Origin of the sequence: Mycolicibacterium hippocampi, from assembly GCF_010723735.1 — a bacterium.
GTDB classification, from domain to species: domain Bacteria; phylum Actinomycetota; class Actinomycetes; order Mycobacteriales; family Mycobacteriaceae; genus Mycobacterium; species Mycobacterium hippocampi.
Genome location: NZ_BLLB01000002.1, coordinates 1,804,973 through 1,820,914, shown reverse-complemented (window position 1 = coordinate 1,820,914; position 15,942 = coordinate 1,804,973). Strand labels below are relative to the sequence as shown.

Annotated in this window: 14 protein-coding genes; 12 read left to right on the top strand and 2 right to left on the bottom strand. The window is 68.2% G+C overall.

What is annotated here, in order from left to right; genetic code table 11:
• Nucleotides 1-112 precede the first annotated feature (112 nt).
• The 6 genes from G6N53_RS09865 to G6N53_RS09840 all read left to right on the top strand — a co-directional run bounded on the left by G6N53_RS09865 (nucleotide 113) and on the right by G6N53_RS09840 (nucleotide 8,257).
• A complete protein-coding gene (locus G6N53_RS09865) occupies nucleotides 113-439 on the top strand; it encodes a hypothetical protein (protein WP_163888310.1) in 327 nt (108 codons plus the stop codon).
• 131 nt (nucleotides 440-570) lie between these two features.
• The gene (locus tag G6N53_RS09860; protein ID WP_163888309.1) at nucleotides 571-2,967 is read left to right on the top strand and encodes a lysylphosphatidylglycerol synthase transmembrane domain-containing protein; all 2,397 of its coding nucleotides are present in this window, start codon (nucleotides 571-573) and stop codon (nucleotides 2,965-2,967) included.
• Nucleotides 2,968-3,082: 115 nt separating this feature from the next.
• Nucleotides 3,083-3,457 carry a cupin domain-containing protein gene (locus G6N53_RS09855; protein WP_163888308.1) on the top strand — a complete coding sequence of 125 codons (375 nt, stop codon included), beginning with the start codon at nucleotides 3,083-3,085 and terminating at the stop codon, nucleotides 3,455-3,457.
• 17 nt (nucleotides 3,458-3,474) lie between these two features.
• Nucleotides 3,475-5,766, top strand: coding sequence for a trimethylamine N-oxide demethylase (locus tag G6N53_RS09850; protein ID WP_163888307.1), 2,292 nt, complete (start codon nucleotides 3,475-3,477; stop codon nucleotides 5,764-5,766).
• Nucleotides 5,767-5,785: 19 nt separating this feature from the next.
• The gene (locus G6N53_RS09845) at nucleotides 5,786-7,138 is read left to right on the top strand and encodes a trimethylamine monooxygenase (RefSeq protein WP_163888306.1); all 1,353 of its coding nucleotides are present in this window, start codon (nucleotides 5,786-5,788) and stop codon (nucleotides 7,136-7,138) included.
• A 66-nt stretch (nucleotides 7,139-7,204) separates the two neighbouring features.
• A complete protein-coding gene (locus tag G6N53_RS09840) occupies nucleotides 7,205-8,257 on the top strand; it encodes a tartrate dehydrogenase (RefSeq protein ID WP_163888305.1) in 1,053 nt (350 codons plus the stop codon).
• A gap of 9 nt (nucleotides 8,258-8,266) precedes the next feature.
• On the opposite strand, the gene G6N53_RS09835 is transcribed toward G6N53_RS09840, so the two are convergent.
• Complete coding sequence (locus G6N53_RS09835; RefSeq protein ID WP_163886473.1) at nucleotides 8,267-8,488, bottom strand: hypothetical protein; 222 nt, start codon at nucleotides 8,486-8,488, stop codon at nucleotides 8,267-8,269.
• Between the two features lie 161 nt (nucleotides 8,489-8,649).
• Here G6N53_RS09835 and G6N53_RS09830 point away from each other — a divergent pair, with 161 nt between their 5' ends.
• From G6N53_RS09830 to G6N53_RS09810, 5 genes are all read left to right on the top strand, one after another.
• On the top strand, nucleotides 8,650-9,402 hold the full coding sequence (locus G6N53_RS09830) for a M15 family metallopeptidase (protein ID WP_237166476.1): 753 nt from the start codon (nucleotides 8,650-8,652) through the stop codon (nucleotides 9,400-9,402).
• A gap of 95 nt (nucleotides 9,403-9,497) precedes the next feature.
• Nucleotides 9,498-11,753 carry an MMPL family transporter gene (locus G6N53_RS09825; RefSeq protein WP_163895696.1) on the top strand — a complete coding sequence of 752 codons (2,256 nt, stop codon included), beginning with the start codon at nucleotides 9,498-9,500 and terminating at the stop codon, nucleotides 11,751-11,753.
• 23 nt (nucleotides 11,754-11,776) lie between these two features.
• Complete coding sequence (locus G6N53_RS09820; RefSeq protein WP_205390540.1) at nucleotides 11,777-12,838, top strand: type III polyketide synthase; 1,062 nt, start codon at nucleotides 11,777-11,779, stop codon at nucleotides 12,836-12,838.
• 2 nt (nucleotides 12,839-12,840) lie between these two features.
• A complete protein-coding gene (locus G6N53_RS09815) occupies nucleotides 12,841-13,344 on the top strand; it encodes an isoprenylcysteine carboxyl methyltransferase family protein (protein ID WP_163888303.1) in 504 nt (167 codons plus the stop codon).
• Nucleotides 13,341-14,363, top strand: a complete 1,023-nt coding sequence (locus G6N53_RS09810) for an NAD(P)/FAD-dependent oxidoreductase (RefSeq protein ID WP_163888302.1) — start codon at nucleotides 13,341-13,343, stop codon at nucleotides 14,361-14,363. The genes G6N53_RS09815 and G6N53_RS09810 overlap by 4 nt, the downstream gene beginning before the upstream one ends.
• A gap of 23 nt (nucleotides 14,364-14,386) precedes the next feature.
• Here G6N53_RS09810 and G6N53_RS09805 read toward each other — a convergent pair whose 3' ends face one another.
• On the bottom strand, nucleotides 14,387-15,220 hold the full coding sequence (locus tag G6N53_RS09805) for an SDR family NAD(P)-dependent oxidoreductase (protein WP_163888301.1): 834 nt from the start codon (nucleotides 15,218-15,220) through the stop codon (nucleotides 14,387-14,389).
• Nucleotides 15,221-15,309: 89 nt separating this feature from the next.
• Here G6N53_RS09805 and G6N53_RS09800 point away from each other — a divergent pair, with 89 nt between their 5' ends.
• A complete protein-coding gene (locus G6N53_RS09800) occupies nucleotides 15,310-15,915 on the top strand; it encodes a TetR/AcrR family transcriptional regulator (protein WP_163888300.1) in 606 nt (201 codons plus the stop codon).
• The last annotated feature ends 27 nt before the right edge of the window (nucleotides 15,916-15,942 follow it).

Here is a 15,942-nt window from a genome sequence, read left to right as displayed (position 1 = left end):
CGCCCCTGTTGGGGCGCCCTTTCTGCTGCCCAGGGCCAGTCGTTGTAACGCATTCGGGTCAGCACCACACCACCGGGAGAGAAGCCCTTCGAACCAGAAAGCACAGACCCTCATGAAGATCATCACCCTCGCCGGCACCGCCGGAGTCGCCGCCGCACTCTCCGCCGTGATCGTCGGATCCGCCGCTCCTGCTGCGGCCGCCCCGGGTGGCGCCGGCAACGCCATGCAGGTCATCGACATGCTCGAGGCAGATGGCAACTACGTCATCGTCAATCGAGTCAGCACCGTGCCCGTGGCGGAAGCTGACGTCGTCGCGGTCCGACCGGGCCCGCAGATGCAACAGGTGGTCCTGCAGATGGGACGCCAAGGAGACAATCGCAACAACACCGACCGGGTCGTGGAGACCACCGGTCGGTTCTACTTCGTCGACATCGGTTGACCGGCGCCGCGCTGCGAGGGGCATCTCACCAGGGGTGCCCCTGTCGCATGTACCAGAGAGCACCGAACACTCGCTAAGTTGTCTGGTGGGTCGTCGACGGCCCACCAGCCAATCCGAGAGATCGTTGCCATATGCGAGTTGACGGGCGGGACATCGCTGTCTCAGGCAGCCTGCTCCAACCGTTGACGCGGCGAACCAACGACATCGTGCGGTTGATGCTGGCCACAGCTTTCCTGGCCGTCGTGATCACCAGCTCGCTGATCACCCGCAACGAGTGGGAGGCGCTGGAGAAATCGCTGTCCGATCTTGTCGGCGTGCTCAGCCCCACGCAGTCCAACGCCGTCTACCTCGTCTACGGCGTGGCGATCCTGGCGTTGCCGTTCATGATCCTCATCGGCCTGATCGTCGCCCGCCAGTGGAAATTGCTGGGCGCCTACGCTGCGGCCGGAATCATCGCAATCCTGCTTCTGTCGATCACGGGCAACGGCATCGCCGCGCCGCGCTGGCACTTCGATCTGACCGACCGTCTCGACGGACTGCTCTCGCAGTTCCTCGACGACCCGCGGTGGATCGCGATGCTGGCGGCGGTACTCACCGTCTCCGGCCCCTGGCTGCCTGCGCAATGGCGGCGCTGGTGGTGGGCGTTGCTGCTGGCATTCGTGCCGATTCATCTCGTCGTCAGCGCGGTGGTGCCTGCCCGGTCGTTGCTCGGGCTCGCGGTGGGCTGGTTCATCGGCGCGCTGGTCGTCCTCGTCGTCGGCACACCCGCGCTCGAGGTGCCACTCGACGGTGCGGTGCGGGCGCTGACCCGGCGCGGGTTCCGGGTGTCGGCGCTGACGGTGGTCCGCCCGGCCGGGCGCGGGCCGTTGGTGCTCACCGCGACCGAGGACGCGGACGCCGACGCGACGGATGGCACGGCCGGAACCGCCACCGTCGAGCTGTACGGGCCACACCAACGTGGTGGCGGCGCCCTGCGGCAGTTCTGGAGCAAGCTGCGACTGCGCGACAGCGAAACGGCGCCGCTGCAAACCTCGATGCAGCGCGCCGTGGAGCACCGCGCGTTGATGGCCGTCGCCGTCGGAGACCTCGCGCTGGCCAACACCTCACCGATCGCGATGGCGACCCTGGACCGGGGATGGACGCTCTACGCTCACAAGCCGTCACTCGGCGTCACTATCGACCAGTGCGTCGACGAGATACCGGTGACGCGGGTGTGGGATTCGCTCGGCGTGCTGCACAGCCAGCAGATCTCCCACGGCGACCTGCGCGCGAAAGAGATCAGCGTCGTCGACGGAACCCCGATGTTCGGCGGTTTCACCTATTCCGAGTACGGCGCCTCCGACGCCCATCTGCACACCGACATCGCGCAACTGTTGCTGACCACGACCGACCTCTACGGCGCCGAATCGGCGGTGCGCGCGGCGATCACGGTGTTCGGAAACGAGACAGTGCTGGCGGCTTCGCGCCGTCTGACCAAATCAGCCGTGCCGAAACGTGTTCAGGCGGCGGTACACGATGCGGGCACGGCGATGTCGACCGCCCGCGACGAAGTCAAGCGGCAGACCGGCGCCGACCAGATCAAGGCGGAGACCATCACCCGGTTCACCCGCAGCCAGCTCATCCAGATGGTGCTGCTGGTCGCGCTGGTCTACGTCGCGTACCCGTTCATCGCGTCAGTACCGGTGTTCTTCTCCGAGCTGCGTTCGGCGAACTGGTGGTGGGCGCTGGCCGGGCTCGCAGTGTCCGCGCTGAAATACCTCGGCGCGGGCGCTGCGCTGTGGGCGTGCGCGGACGGTCTGGTGAAGTTCCGCAACCTCGCGATCATGCAGGTGGCGAACACGTTCGCCGCGACGACGACCCCGGCCGGCGTCGGCGGTCTGGCACTGAGCACCCGGTTCCTGCAGAAGGGCGGGCTGGGCGCGCTGCGTGCCACCACCGCCGTCGCGCTTCAGCAATCGGTGCAGGTGATCACCCACATCACCCTGCTGATCATCTTCAGCGCCGTGGTGGGTGTGTCGGCCAATCTGTCACGGTTCGTGCCGAGCAGCACCGTGCTGTATCTGATCGCCGGTGCGGCGCTGGGCGCGATCGGCATATCGCTGTTCGTCCCCAAACTGCGTCGCTGGCTGGCGACCGCGGTCCGGCCCCGTCTCGAGGAGGTCTTCGACGACCTGCGTGAGCTCGCCGGCGAACCCAAACGCCTCGCGGTGATCGTGCTCGGTTGCGCCGCAACAACACTCGGAGCCGCCCTGGCGTTGTGGGCGAGCATCGAAGCGTTCGGCGGCGACGTCAGCTTCGTCACCGTGACGATCGTGACGATGGTCGGCGGCACGCTGGCTGCAGCAGCCCCCACACCGGGTGGTGTCGGCGCAGTGGAAGCCGCGCTCATCGGTGGCCTCGCCGCGTTCGGCGTGCCCGCGGCGGTGGCGGTGCCCTCGGTGCTGCTGTACCGAATACTCACCTGTTGGCTGCCGGTGTTCGTCGGCTGGCCGATCATGCGGTGGCTGACCCGCAACGACATGATCTAGCGTCTCCGGCCGCCAAGCATTACGTGGTGGCTACGAAGAGTAATCTCCCCGAAACCCGCGCATGGTTTCCTCCCATCAGACCTTGTTTCATACGAGAGATCATGCTGGAGGCCCCATGACGAGTACCGCCGCACCACCCTTCCTGGTGACATCAGGCTTCTGGCAGTCGCTGCCGCGGATGCCGCTGGAGCAGTATCCGGGCACCGAGGGGTTCATCGACGACGTCTACGCCAACCCGGGCGGGGTGCCGATGTGCTCGGGCTACTTCGAACTGCGCAACACCGACGCCGCACTGGACTACTACTACGACTACGACGAGATGAAGATCGTCCTGGAAGGCGAGTTCCGCCTGGAGAACCCCGACACCGGCCAGGTGCAGATCGCCAAGGCCAAGGATGCGATCTTCTTCCCGAAGGGCTCCCGCATCCTGTTCTCCACCCCGGATCGCGCGCTGGCGTTCTACGTCGGCTACCGCTCCTTCGCGCCGTGATCCTGTTGTAAGACAACATGGTCGAGCGCTTCCGCGTCGCCCCCGGGTCGATCACCGCGCTGAGGGTGGCCGGTGGCGATCGCTTCGAGGTGATCGATCGCCACGGCCGCCAGCCTGCCGAGCTGACGGTCCTCGCCGCAGACCCCCGAGCGGTCCCCGACGCTCGGCCCGACACCGCGGCGACGGTGGTGCGCCGGCTGGTCGCCGGCCCCGACGAGAACGGCTACGCCGCCGGCCGGATCCTGACGATGTTGGCCGGCCATCACGTCGACCAGCGCGACGCGGTGGCGCTGCGGTTGTTCGGTGACGGCTCGCCGGCGGGCGCCAGGGCGGGCTTCGCCGTCGACGACGACGCGGTCGTGCTGGTCGCTGCGCCGGCAGCGCCGATGTGTCTGTCGGGTAGCGACCCGAACCCGCCCTCGGAGGTGCTCGTCGAGGTACACCGCGCCGAACCGTCACGTCCGGTCGCCCGCGAACTTCCCGAAGCACTCGCAGAACCGTTGTGGGACATGCGCATCGACGCCTCGACCGCGTCGTCGTATGAGGTGCGCGCCGGGCAGTTCGTCCAGATCATCGACGTGGACGGGCGGCAGTGCTCGGACTTCCTGGCGTTCGACGCCGGCGCCCTCGGTGACGGCGCCGAGTTCGGCCTCGATGCCACCACCACCCGCACCATCGGTGGCGCCGCGTACCCGCAGCCGGGACTGTTCGGCAAGTTCTATGACAGCCGCGCTCGCCCGCTCGTCGAGGTGGTGCGCGACACGGTGGGCCGCCACGACACGTTCGCGCTGGCCTGCACGGCGAAGTACTACGCCGACCTGGGGTATCCGGGCCACGTGAACTGCACCGACAACTTCAACGCCAGCCTCGCGGGCTTCGGGGTCGCCGCCCGCCGGGGCTGGCCGGCTCTGAACCTGTTCTACAACACTGCATTCGACGCCCAACACCAGTTGATCACCGACGAGCCGTGGTCGCGCGCCGGTGACTACGTACTGCTGCGGGCGTGCACCGATCTGGTCTGTGCGTCGTCGGCATGTCCGGACGACATCGATCCCGCCAACGGCTGGACGCCCACCGACATCCACGTTCGTGTCTACGACTCCACCAGGAGGTTCTCTGTGGCGGTGGGACACCGGCTGACCCCGGACGCCGAACCCGTGCTCACGAGATCCACGGCCTTCGCGCCCCGAACCGAGAAGTTGACCGGCCGATTCACCGAGTATCGGGGGTATTGGCTGCCCACCGAGTTCGACAACTTCGGCACGCACCAGGAGTACTGGGCGTGCCGCGAACGCGTGGCCGTGACGGACCTGTCGGCCCTGCGCAAGTTCGAGGTGCTCGGCCCGGACGCCGAGGCGCTGTTGCAGACCGCGCTCACCCGCGACATCCGCCGGCTGGCACGCGGTCAGGTCGTGTACTCGGCGATGTGCACCGACACCGGCGGGGTCGTCGACGACTGCACCGTGCTGCGTCTCGGTGACAACAACTTCCGCTTCATCGGTGGCGATCCCCACGACGGCTTCTGGCTGCGCACCCAGGCCGAAAAGTCGGGGCTGCAGCAGGTCTGGGTCAAGGACTCCACCGACCAGATGCACAACATCGCCGTCCAGGGGCCTGTCAGCAGGGACCTGCTCGCCGCTCTGGTCTGGAGTCCGCCCGGCGAGCCGGCACTGCGTGACCTGGGGTGGTTTCGTTTCCTGATCGGGCGTCTCGGCGGTCCCGACGGGCTGCCGTTGCTGGTGTCGCGGACCGGCTACACCGGGGAACTCGGTTACGAGTTGTGGGTGCACCCCGACGACGCACAGACGCTCTGGGACGCCGTCTGGGATGCCGGCGAGCCGTACGGGCTGGCTCCGCTCGGCATGGACGCCCTCGAGTTACTGCGGGTCGAGGCCGCCCTGGTGGCCGCAGGCCACGAGTTCGACGATCAGACCGACCCGTTCGAGGCCGGCATCGGGTTCACCGTGCCGCTGAAGACCAAGACCGACGATTTCATCGGCCGGTCCGCGCTGCTCGAACGCAAGGCACATCCGCAGCGCACGCTGGTCGGGCTGCGACTGGACGGCAACGAGGTGGCCGGACACGGTGACTGCGTGCACATCGGTCGCTCACAGGTGGGCGTGGTCACCAGCGGCGTCCGCTCACCCCTTCTCGGTGCGAGTATCGCGCTGTGCCGCATGGCCGTTCAGCACGCAGAGCCGGGAACTCGGGTCGAAGTCGGCAAGCTCGACGGGCACCTCAAGCGAATCGGCGCGACCGTCACCGTCATCCCTTTCTACGACCCCGACAAGTCACGTCCCCGCGCGTGAGCGCACCTAGGAGGAAAACATGTCCCGAACGGCCATCATCGGCGCAGGCCCCTGCGGCCTGGCCCAGCTGCATGCGTTCGAGCAGGCTCGACTGGACGGAGTCGACGTCGGCGAGGTGGTGTGTTTCGAGAAGCAGAGCGACTGGGGTGGGCTGTGGAACTACACCTGGCGCACCGGCCTCGATGTGCACGGAGATCCGGTGCACGGCAGCATGTATCGCTACCTGTGGTCCAACGGGCCCAAGGAGTGTCTGGAGTTCGCCGACTACCCCTTCGACGAGCACTTCGGCGGACCGATTCCATCGTTCCCGCCACGCGAGGTGCTCTACGACTACATCGTCGGCCGTGCCAAGAAGAGCAATGTGCGACAGTTCATCCAGTTCGACGCCGCAGTCCGGGACGTCACCTTCGACGGGGGCACCTTCGACGGGGGCACCTTCACCGTGACGGTCGAGTCGTGGGAGAAAGGCGACGGCGCTCTGCGCGCCGAGACCTTCGACCACGTCATCGTCGCGACCGGCCACTTCTCCACCCCCAACGTGCCCGAGTACCCGGGTTTCGAGCACTTTCCGGGGCGCATCCTGCACTCGCACGATTTCCGCGACGCCGTCGAGTTCGCAGACAAGGACCTGCTGATCCTCGGCAGCAGCTACTCGGCGGAGGACATCGCGCTGCAGTCGCGCAAGTACGGTGCCCGTTCGGTCACCGTGTCCTACCGCAACACCCCGATGGGCTTCGGCTGGCCCGACGGCATCTCCGAAGTTCCTGCGCTGCAACACCTCGAAGGCCGCACGGCCCACTTCGCCGACGGCACCAGCCGCAGCGTCGACGCGATCATCCTGTGCACCGGCTACCAGCACCACTTCCCGTTCATCGACCCGGAGTTGCGGCTGTCGACGACCAACAATCTCTATCCCGAACGGCTCTACAAGGGCGTGGTCTGGACCGCCAACCCGAAGCTGATGTACCTGGGCATGCAGGACCAGTACTACACGTTCAACATGTTCGACGCCCAGGCCTTCCTGGCCCGCGACGTGGTGCTGGGCCGGTTTCAGCTGCCCATGGCAGAGGGGATGGACGCCGACATCGCCGAGTGGCGCACCCGATACGCCGCGGTGGCCGGAGTGATGGAACAGATCGACTTCCAGACCGACTACGTCCGTGACCTGATGGCGTTGACCGACTACCCGGCGTTCGACATCGAGCTGGTGCGTCGGCACTTCGTCGATTGGGAACACGACAAGGACGCGAGCATCACCGGTTACCGCGATCGTTGCTTCGCCTCGCCGTGCACCGGCACCGTCGGCCCGCCGCCGCACACCGCGTGGTGGGACGAGCTCGACGACAGCCTGGCTCGGTTCCTGCGCCGGTGACTCCATCGTCTACGGTGCAAGGGTGGTCCACATCACGACATCGGTCAGCGCCGTCGGGGCAGACGCGTGAGCCCCCAGAAGATCGCCGTCATCCCCGGCGACGGTATCGGCGGTGAGGTGACGACGTCGGCTCGCGCGGTGCTCGACGCCGTAGCGGCGAAACACGAAATCGAGTTGGGCTACACCGAATTCGACTGGTCGTGTGAGCGTTACGTCGAGGTCGGCTCGATGATGCCCGATGACGGGCTGGAGACGTTGAGCCAGTTCGACGCCATCCTGCTGGGTGCGGTCGGTTGGCCCGGCGTCGCCGACCACGTGTCGTTGTGGGGTCTGCTGATCCCGATCCGCAGGGCGTTCCGGCAGTACGTCAACCTACGGCCGATCCGGCTGTTCCCGGGGGTGACGGGGCCGCTGCGCTCGGACGCCGACCTCGATTTCGTGGTCGTCCGGGAGAACGTCGAGGGTGAGTACAGCGAGATCGGCGGACGCATGAATCGCGGCCTGCCCGAGGAACTGGCGGTGCAGGAATCGGTGTTCACCCGCGCCGGGGTGAGCCGTATCGCCGACTACGCGTTCGAGCTCGCCCGGACCCGACGCAACTACGTCACCTCGGCCACCAAGTCCAACGGGATCGTGCACACGCTGCCGTTCTGGGATGAGGTGGTCGCCGAGCGGGCGGCCAACTATCCGCAGGTGCAGTGGGACAGTGAGCACATCGACGCCCTGGCGGCCAAGTTCGTGCTTCAACCGCAGCGGTTCGACGTCGTGGTGGGTTCGAACCTGTTCGGCGACATCCTCTCCGATCTCGCGGCCGCGGTCGCCGGGTCCATCGGCATCGCACCGTCGGCGAATCTGGACCCCACCAAGCAGCACCCGTCGATGTTCGAGCCGGTGCACGGTTCGGCCCCTGACATCGCCGGGCGGGGAATCGCCAACCCCGTCGGCGCGGTGTGGTCAGCGGCGCTGATGTTGTCGCATCTGGGTCACGGCGCCGCTGCCGATGACGTGGTCTCGGCGATGGAGGCGACCCTTGCCGAGCCGGGCACCCGGACCGCCGATCTCGGCGGTACCGCGTCGACCCAGCAGGTCACCGCCGCGCTCGTGGCAGCGCTGAACTGAGGCGCGGCCTCAGCAGGCCACGCCGGCGAAGACGGCGCCGGTGACCAGTGCGATCAGAATCGCCACGTTCGGCATGCCGCTGGACAGCGCGACGAAGACCCCGGCCACGGCAGCGATCAGGACACCGATCATCAGGACCATGACCGCCCAGTTGACCTGGCTGGATGCGCGTACAGCACGTTGCGGTTCGACCTCTTGGGGGACTGTTGCGCCCTCGCCCACTGCGACCATGACCGTCCTCTCTGTGACTGCAGACACAATATAACCCGACAATGGTGCACATCACAGCTTTGGCGGCGAGGTTGTGACCTGGCGTCGAGTTCGAAAGCTGCACCAACAGAACTGATTAGGACGGCTAACCGTAGCTGCGGGGTTCGGTACCTTGGGCCTTGGTGACGATCACGAGGCTGGCCGCGCTGACCGCCGTGGCGGCGGCGCTGGTGCAGTGCGCCCCCGCTCCGAGTCCGACCCCGGAGCCTGCCGCACCGTCGTCGACGTCCCCAAGAACACCGACGTCACCGACAACACCGCCGGCACCGCCGTCAGCGACGAACGCCCCCGCGCCGGCGCCACCAGCCCAGCAGCCCGGGCCCGCGACGGTGCACCCGGTCACCGCTGCCGAGTTGGGCACGACGTGGCGTCCGGGTTGCCCTCTGCCACCGGAGGCGCTGCGCCGCGTCGATCTCCACTACTGGGGGTTCGACGAGCAGACCCACCGCGGCCGGCTGGTGGTGCACCAAGACCTGACCACCGAGCTCATCGAGATCTTCGACCAGTTGTACCGGCTGCGCTTCCCCATCGAACGGATGCGCACCGCCGACCACTACCCCGGTGCCGACGACGAGCTGTCGATGCGCGACAACAACACCTCGGCGTTCAACTGCAGGGACATCCCCGGGACCGGGAGCTGGTCGCTGCACGCCTATGGCCGGGCGGTCGACATCAACCCCCGGCTGAACCCGTACATCGACAGTCGCGGCGACTATCAGCCCGCCAACGCCGAGGTGTACCTCGACCGGTCCCGGATCGATCCCGGGATGCTTCACGACGGCGACCCCGCCGTGCGCGCGTTCACCGACCGGGGCTGGCGGTGGGGCGGTCACTGGCGCACCCCGCTGGACTACCAGCACTTCGAGTACCGGTAGCCCGGACGGTCCCCGAATGTGACCGATTCGTGAACCCCCACGGATCGGCCTTCGTGTCGTACGGTTAGTCGCCTTTCCTGAGGATGGAGGCTGCGCTGCTGTACCGACTCGCTTCGCTGGCTATCGCCGCGCCGCGCCGCATCTTGGTGGCTGCGGCGCTAATGACGGTTGCCCTCGGCATATTCGGCGTGCCCGTCGCCAAGGACCTGTCCCCCAGCGGTTTTCAGGATCCAAACTCCGAATCCACCCGCGCCGCGGAAGTTCTCACCGAGAAGTTCGGCCGGGGTGACGTCCAGATGCTCATCGTCGTCTCGTCGCCCGAAGGTATCGACAGCCCCGCCGCCCGCGAGGCCGGCACCGGCATCGTCGATCAGCTCGGCGACAACCCGCACGTCGCCGACGTCTCCTCGCCCTGGTCCTCGCCGCCCGCCGCGGCGGCCGACCTCGTCAGCGGCGATCGCACCGCGGGGCTGATCATCGCCGGCATCACCGGCACCGAAGCCCAGCAGCAGGTGTACGCCGCGGAGATCTCCGAAGACGTCACCCGCGACGCGGACAGCGTCGGCGGGGTGACGGTGCGCACCGGCGGCACCGCGATGGTCAACGTCCAGATCACCGCGCAGTCCCAGCGCGACCTGCTGCTGATGGAGTCGCTGGCCATTCCGCTGATCTTCCTGGTGCTCGTCTGGGTGTTCGGCGGGCTGCTGGCTGCGGCGTTGCCGGTCGCGATCGGCGTGATGGCGATCATCGGGGCGCTGGCCGTGCTGAGGTTGGTGACGTTCGGCACCGACGTCTCGATCTTCGCGCTGAACCTCGCCACGGCGATGGGCCTGGCGCTGGCGATCGACTACACGCTGCTGATCCTGAGCCGGTACCGCGACGAACTGGCAGCCGGCGCCGATCGCACCGAGGCCCTCATCCGCACGACGACCACCGCCGGTCGCACCGTGATCTTCTCGGCGATCACGGTGGCGCTGTCGATGGCGGCGATGGTGCTGTTCCCGATGCACTTCCTCAAGTCGTTCGCCTACGCCGGGGTGGCCACGGTGGCCTTCGCCGCCGCAGCCGCGGTGATCGTGACCCCGGCGGCACTGGTGGTGCTCGGCGATCGACTGGACTCGCTCGATGTGCGCCTGCTCGCGCGCAGGATCCTGCGCAGGCCCGAGCCCCGGCCCGTTCCGGTCGAACGACGGTTCTGGTACCGCTGCGCCAAGGTGGTGATGCGACGGGCGCTGCCGCTCGGCCTGGCCGTCGTCGTGCTGCTGCTGGTGCTCGGTGCACCGTTCCTGGGGGTGCGGTGGGGTTTTCCCGATGACCGGGTGCTGCCGCAGTCGGCGTCGGCGCACCAGGTCGGCGACCAGCTGCGCCGCGACTTCGCAGAGAGTTCGGAGACCGCCGTGACGGTCGTGGTGCCCGACGCCGACGGCCTGGCCCCCGCCGATCTGTCCGCGTACGCGGCCGACCTGTCGCGGGTGCCCGACGTGCCCGCCGTGTCCGCTCCCACCGGGACGTTCGTCGACGGCGAGCAGGTGGGGCCGCCGTCCGCGCCCGCCGGCCAGGGCCAGGGCAGCGTGTTCCTCACCGTCGCCAGCACCGCACCGCTGTTCTCCGAAGCCTCCGAGACACAGCTCGACCGGTTACACGCCGTCGCGGGTCCCGACGGCCGCACGGTGGAGATGACCGGCACCGCACAGATCAACCGCGACAGCGTCGCCGCCATCACCTCGACGCTGCCGGTGGTGCTCGGGGTCATCGCCGTCATCATGTTCGCGCTGTTGTTCCTGCTGACCGGCAGCATCGTGGTGCCACTGAAGGCGTTGGTACTCAACGTTCTTTCGCTCACCGCCGCGTTCGGCGCCCTGGTGTGGATCTTCCAGGACGGGAACCTGTCCGGCCTCGGGAGCACCCCTACCGGCACGCTGGTGGCGAACATGCCGGTGCTGCTGTTCTGTGTGGCCTTCGGGCTGTCGATGGACTACGAGGTGTTCCTGATCTCCCGTATCCGCGAATTCTGGCTCGACGCAAGCCAACCGAGCAACGACGAAGCCGTCGCGCTGGGCATCGCCTACACCGGACGCGTCATCACCGCCGCCGCCTTGATCATGTCGATCTCGTTCGCGGCGCTGATCGCGGCCAACGTATCGGTGCTGCAGATGTTCGGCCTCGGGCTGACGTTGGCGGTGCTGGTCGACGCCACCCTGGTGCGCATGGTGCTGGTGCCGGCGTTCATGCACCTCATGGGGAGGTGGAACTGGTGGGCGCCGCACTGGCTCGGCCGGGTGCACAACCGTCTCGGCTTCAGCGAGGCACCGGGGCACGGACCTACAATGACAGACACACGGAGCAGGTGATCCACGTGACCGAAACGAAACCGATCAGCGTCATCGCAGGTGTTCAGGGCGCGCTGCCGCCGCACCGCTACCCCCAGCACCAGATCACCGAAACCTTCCTGAATGTCCCGGCCTTCGCCGACCTCGGCGACGTCGTGCGTGCGCTCCATCAGAACGCGAAGGTCAACAGCCGCCACTTCGTGCTCCCGCTGGAGCGCTATCCGACCCTGACCGATTTCGGTGACGCCAACAACCTCTACCTCGACCATGCGGTCGACCTGGCCTGCGAGGCGCTCACCGCGGCGCTCGACGAAGCAGGCGTGGCGCCAGGCGATCTCGACCTGATCATGACGACCACCGTCACCGGCATCGCGGTGCCGTCGCTGGACGCGCGGATCGCGGGCCGGTTGGGACTGCGCCCCGACGTGCGTCGGGTGCCGCTGTTCGGCCTGGGATGCGTGGCCGGCGCGGCCGGCATCGCCCGCATGCACGACTACCTGCGTGGCGCCCCCGACGACCTCGCCGCGCTGGTGTCGGTGGAACTGTGCTCGCTGACCTACCCGGCCGCCGAGCCGACGATAGCCAGCCTGGTGGGCAGCGCGCTGTTCGGCGACGGAGCGGCGGCGGTGATCGCCGCCGGTGAGAATCGCGCCACCGAGATCAACGCCACCGGACCCGAGGTGCTCGCCTCGCGCAGCAGGATGTATCCCGACTCGTTGGACACCATGGGGTGGAAGGTCGGCCGCAACGGGTTTCAGCTCATCCTCTCGCCGAACCTGCCCGAACTCGTCGAGCGTTACCTCGCCGACGACATGACCGGCTTCCTGGGCGATCACGACCTCACCGTCGCCGACATCGACGCCTGGGTGTCCCATCCGGGTGGCCCCAAGGTCATCGAGGCGATCACCGAGACGCTCGGATTGCCCGACGACGCGCTGGAGTTGACGTGGCGGTCGCTGGCCGAGGTGGGCAACCTGTCGTCGTCGTCGGTGCTGCATGTGCTGCGCGACACCCGCGCCAAGAAGCCGACCGCGGGTGAGCCGGGGCTGCTGATGGCGATGGGGCCGGGTTTCTGCTCCGAACTCGTACTGCTGCGTTGGCGCTGAGCATGCTCGCCTACACCGTGCTGATCGCCGCGGTTGCCCTGGAGCGGGTGGCTGAACTCGTGGTATCGCAACGGAATCTGAAGTGGAGCCGCGCCCGCGGCGGTGTCGAGTTCGGCGCCCGGCACTACCCGGTGATGGTCGTGCTGCACACCGCGCTCCTTGTCGGCTGCCTGGTCGAGGCCGCCCACCGTGAGTTCATCCCGGCGCTGGGCTGGCCGATGCTGGCCGTCGTGGTCGCCGCGCAGGCGCTGCGCTGGTGGTGCATCACCACGCTGGGACGGCAGTGGAACACCCGCGTCGTGGTGGTCCCCGACGCGGGCCGGATCACCGGCGGCCCGTACCGGTTCCTGTCGCATCCCAACTACGTCGCGGTCGTCGTCGAGGGCATCGCACTGCCGCTGGTGCACAGTGCCTGGATCACCGCGGTGGTGTTCACGGTGCTCAACGCCGCACTGCTGTGGGTCCGGATCTCGGTCGAGAACACCGCCCTCGAGTCGCTGTCATGATCGACCTGGTGGTCGCCGGCGGCGGGCCCGCCGGCCTGGCCACCGCCATCCACGCCGCCCGCGCGGGACTGGAGGTCGTCGTCGTCGAGAAGCGCCGCGGACCGATCGACAAGGCGTGCGGCGAAGGCCTGATGCCGCACGCGGTGCGCCAACTCGACCTGCTCGGCGTCCGACCGGCGGGCATGCCGTTCCGCGGTGTGTCCTATCTGCAGGGCCGCCGGTGCGTCACAGCGCAGTTCGGTTCCGGCTCCGGGTTGGGTGTGCGGCGCAAGTCGTTGCACGCGGCGCTGCTGCAGCAGGCAGCGTCAGCCGGCGTCTCACTGGTGCACGACAAGGTCGGCGCAATCACCCAGGACGCGGACTCGGTGTCGGTCAACGGGATCCGCGCCCGGTATCTCGCGGCCGCCGACGGGTTGCACTCGCCGATCCGGGCCGCCCTCGGCCTGGAGGCAGGTGCGGCCCGCACCCGACGCTGGGGCCTCAAACGGCACGTCGCGGTGTCACCGTGGAGCGACGTTGTCGAGGTGTACTGGTCTGCTGAGCCCGGGGCCGGAGAGGCTTATGTGACACCGGTCGCCGACGACTGCGTCGGCATCGCGATCCTGACCTCCGAGCAGGGACGCTTCGAGCAGCACCTGGCCGCGTTCCCCGCGCTGCGCGACCGCATCGACGGGCTCGCGCACGAGCCCGACATGGCGGCCGGCCCGCTGCGGCAGAAGGTGCGCAGCAGGGTGGCGGGGCGGGTGCTGCTGGTCGGTGACGCGGCAGGCTACGTCGACGCCCTCACCGGCGAGGGTCTCGGGCTGGCGTTCGCGGCGTCCCGGCTGCTGGTCGACAGCGTCGTCGCCGACCGCCCGGGTGACTACGAGCGGCGGTGGCGCCGCACCACCCGCCGCTACCGGCTGATGACCGCGGGGATGTTGCACGCGAGCACCTCACCGCTACGCTCACATGTCGTGCCTGCCGCCGCTCGGTTCCCGCGCGTGTTCACCGGCGCGGTGAATCTCCTCGCCGACTAGCGCCTCCTCGCAGAATGCCGAAATCAGAAGCTCGTCACCTCGGCGCGTGCTCGCCACGGCGTGAGCTCGGCGGAGTCCCGCGCGACGCGCTGATCGAACAGGCCGACGGCATCGGGTCCGATCGGCAGCCGCACCGGCGGGTGGTCGGAGGCTACGACGTCGTAGAGCAAGGCCGCCAACTTGTCGGGATCGCCGTCCTGGGCCCCGTCCATGTCCGATATCCCGCTGAGCTGCTGGTGCGCGGGTGTCCCGTCGTAGTCGGATATGGTGCCGGCACGCTCAGCGAACCACACGGCGGATGGTGCCAGGAAGTCGGTGCGGAACATTCCGGGCTCGATGGCGAAGACGCGAATTCCCAAGGGAGATAGGTCGACCCGGAGACCCTCGGTCAGCCCTTCGACGGCGAACTTGGAGGCCCCATACATACTCGACGCGGCGAATCCACTGATCCCGACCGCGGAGCTGACATTGACGATGGTGCCGCTGCGCTGGGCGCGCAGTACGGGCAGGACCGCCCGGATGACGTTGACGACGCCGAAGACGTTGAGTTCGAACTGTGCGCGGATCTGAGCATCGCTCATCTCTTCCAGCGTGCCGAGCAGTCCCCGGCCGGCGTTGTTGACCACGACGTCGATGCGGCCGAACGCGGCAACCGCGGCATCGACGGCGGCGTGTGCCGCCGCGAGGTCGGTGACATCGAGCTCCACGGGCAGCACGTGCGGCGTATCGCCGAGGGCGACGGTCACTGCGGCGGCGTCGCGGGCCGTACCGACGACGCTGTCACCCCGCGACAACGCGTGACGCGCGACGGCGGCACCCAAGCCGCGGGATGCGCCGGTGATGAGCCAGGTACTCAATGGTTGTCCTCCGATGTAAGTCGTCTATTACATAATAAAGTAAGCGGGTTCTCACATTTCGTCAAGCGCGCCGGTGCTATGACTGAGCGGTGACCGAACGCGCCGGCTACCACCACGGGAACCTGCGCGCTGCCCTGATATCGGCGGCGGCGGAGATCATCGCGGAGAAAGGAGTCGGGGAGCTGTCGGTCGCCGAAACCGCCAAACGCACTGGTGTCAGCTCGGGTGCGCCCTACCGACATTTCCCGAGCAAGCAGGCGCTGCTGGCGGCCGTGGTGACCGAGGCGGCCGCCGAGTTCGACGCGGCCGCGCGCGCCGCCCTATCCCCGCAAGACGCCGACGAAATCCGGCCGGCGGAGGCGATGGCCGCCGTTGCCGACACCTACGTCCGGTTCGTGGTGCGCCGGCGGATCGGCTGGGACGTGCTCTTCGGCGGTGAACTCGCCGACGTCGACGACGAGGAGAAAAACGCCGCCACCCGCGCCCTCAGCGACACCTTCCTGCGGCCCGCGCTGGCCGTCGGCGGCGGGGACATGCGATCGGCGCTCACGTTGCTGGAACACGTCATCGCGGCAGCACACGGATACGCCGAGTTGTACATCGCGGGGCTGTTCGCCCGCACCTATCCCGACGTGGACCGCGCCGCAGCGCAGGCCGCCGCGATCGCGCGGGCCCTGGTGACCGCTCAGGAGTAGCGGGGCGGAGGCCTTTTTGGCCCGCCG

Coding starts and splice junctions, on each gene's coding strand:
- G6N53_RS09865 (WP_163888310.1), top strand. CDS start 113: ATGAAGATCATCACCCTCGCCGGCACCGCCGGAGTCGCCGCCGCACTC.
- G6N53_RS09860 (WP_163888309.1), top strand. CDS start 571: ATGCGAGTTGACGGGCGGGACATCGCTGTCTCAGGCAGCCTGCTCCAA.
- G6N53_RS09855 (WP_163888308.1), top strand. CDS start 3,083: ATGACGAGTACCGCCGCACCACCCTTCCTGGTGACATCAGGCTTCTGG.
- G6N53_RS09850 (WP_163888307.1), top strand. CDS start 3,475: ATGGTCGAGCGCTTCCGCGTCGCCCCCGGGTCGATCACCGCGCTGAGG.
- G6N53_RS09845 (WP_163888306.1), top strand. CDS start 5,786: ATGTCCCGAACGGCCATCATCGGCGCAGGCCCCTGCGGCCTGGCCCAG.
- G6N53_RS09835 (WP_163886473.1), bottom strand. CDS start 8,488: ATGGTCGCAGTGGGCGAGGGCGCAACAGTCCCCCAAGAGGTCGAACCG.
- G6N53_RS09815 (WP_163888303.1), top strand. CDS start 12,841: ATGCTCGCCTACACCGTGCTGATCGCCGCGGTTGCCCTGGAGCGGGTG.
- G6N53_RS09810 (WP_163888302.1), top strand. CDS start 13,341: ATGATCGACCTGGTGGTCGCCGGCGGCGGGCCCGCCGGCCTGGCCACC.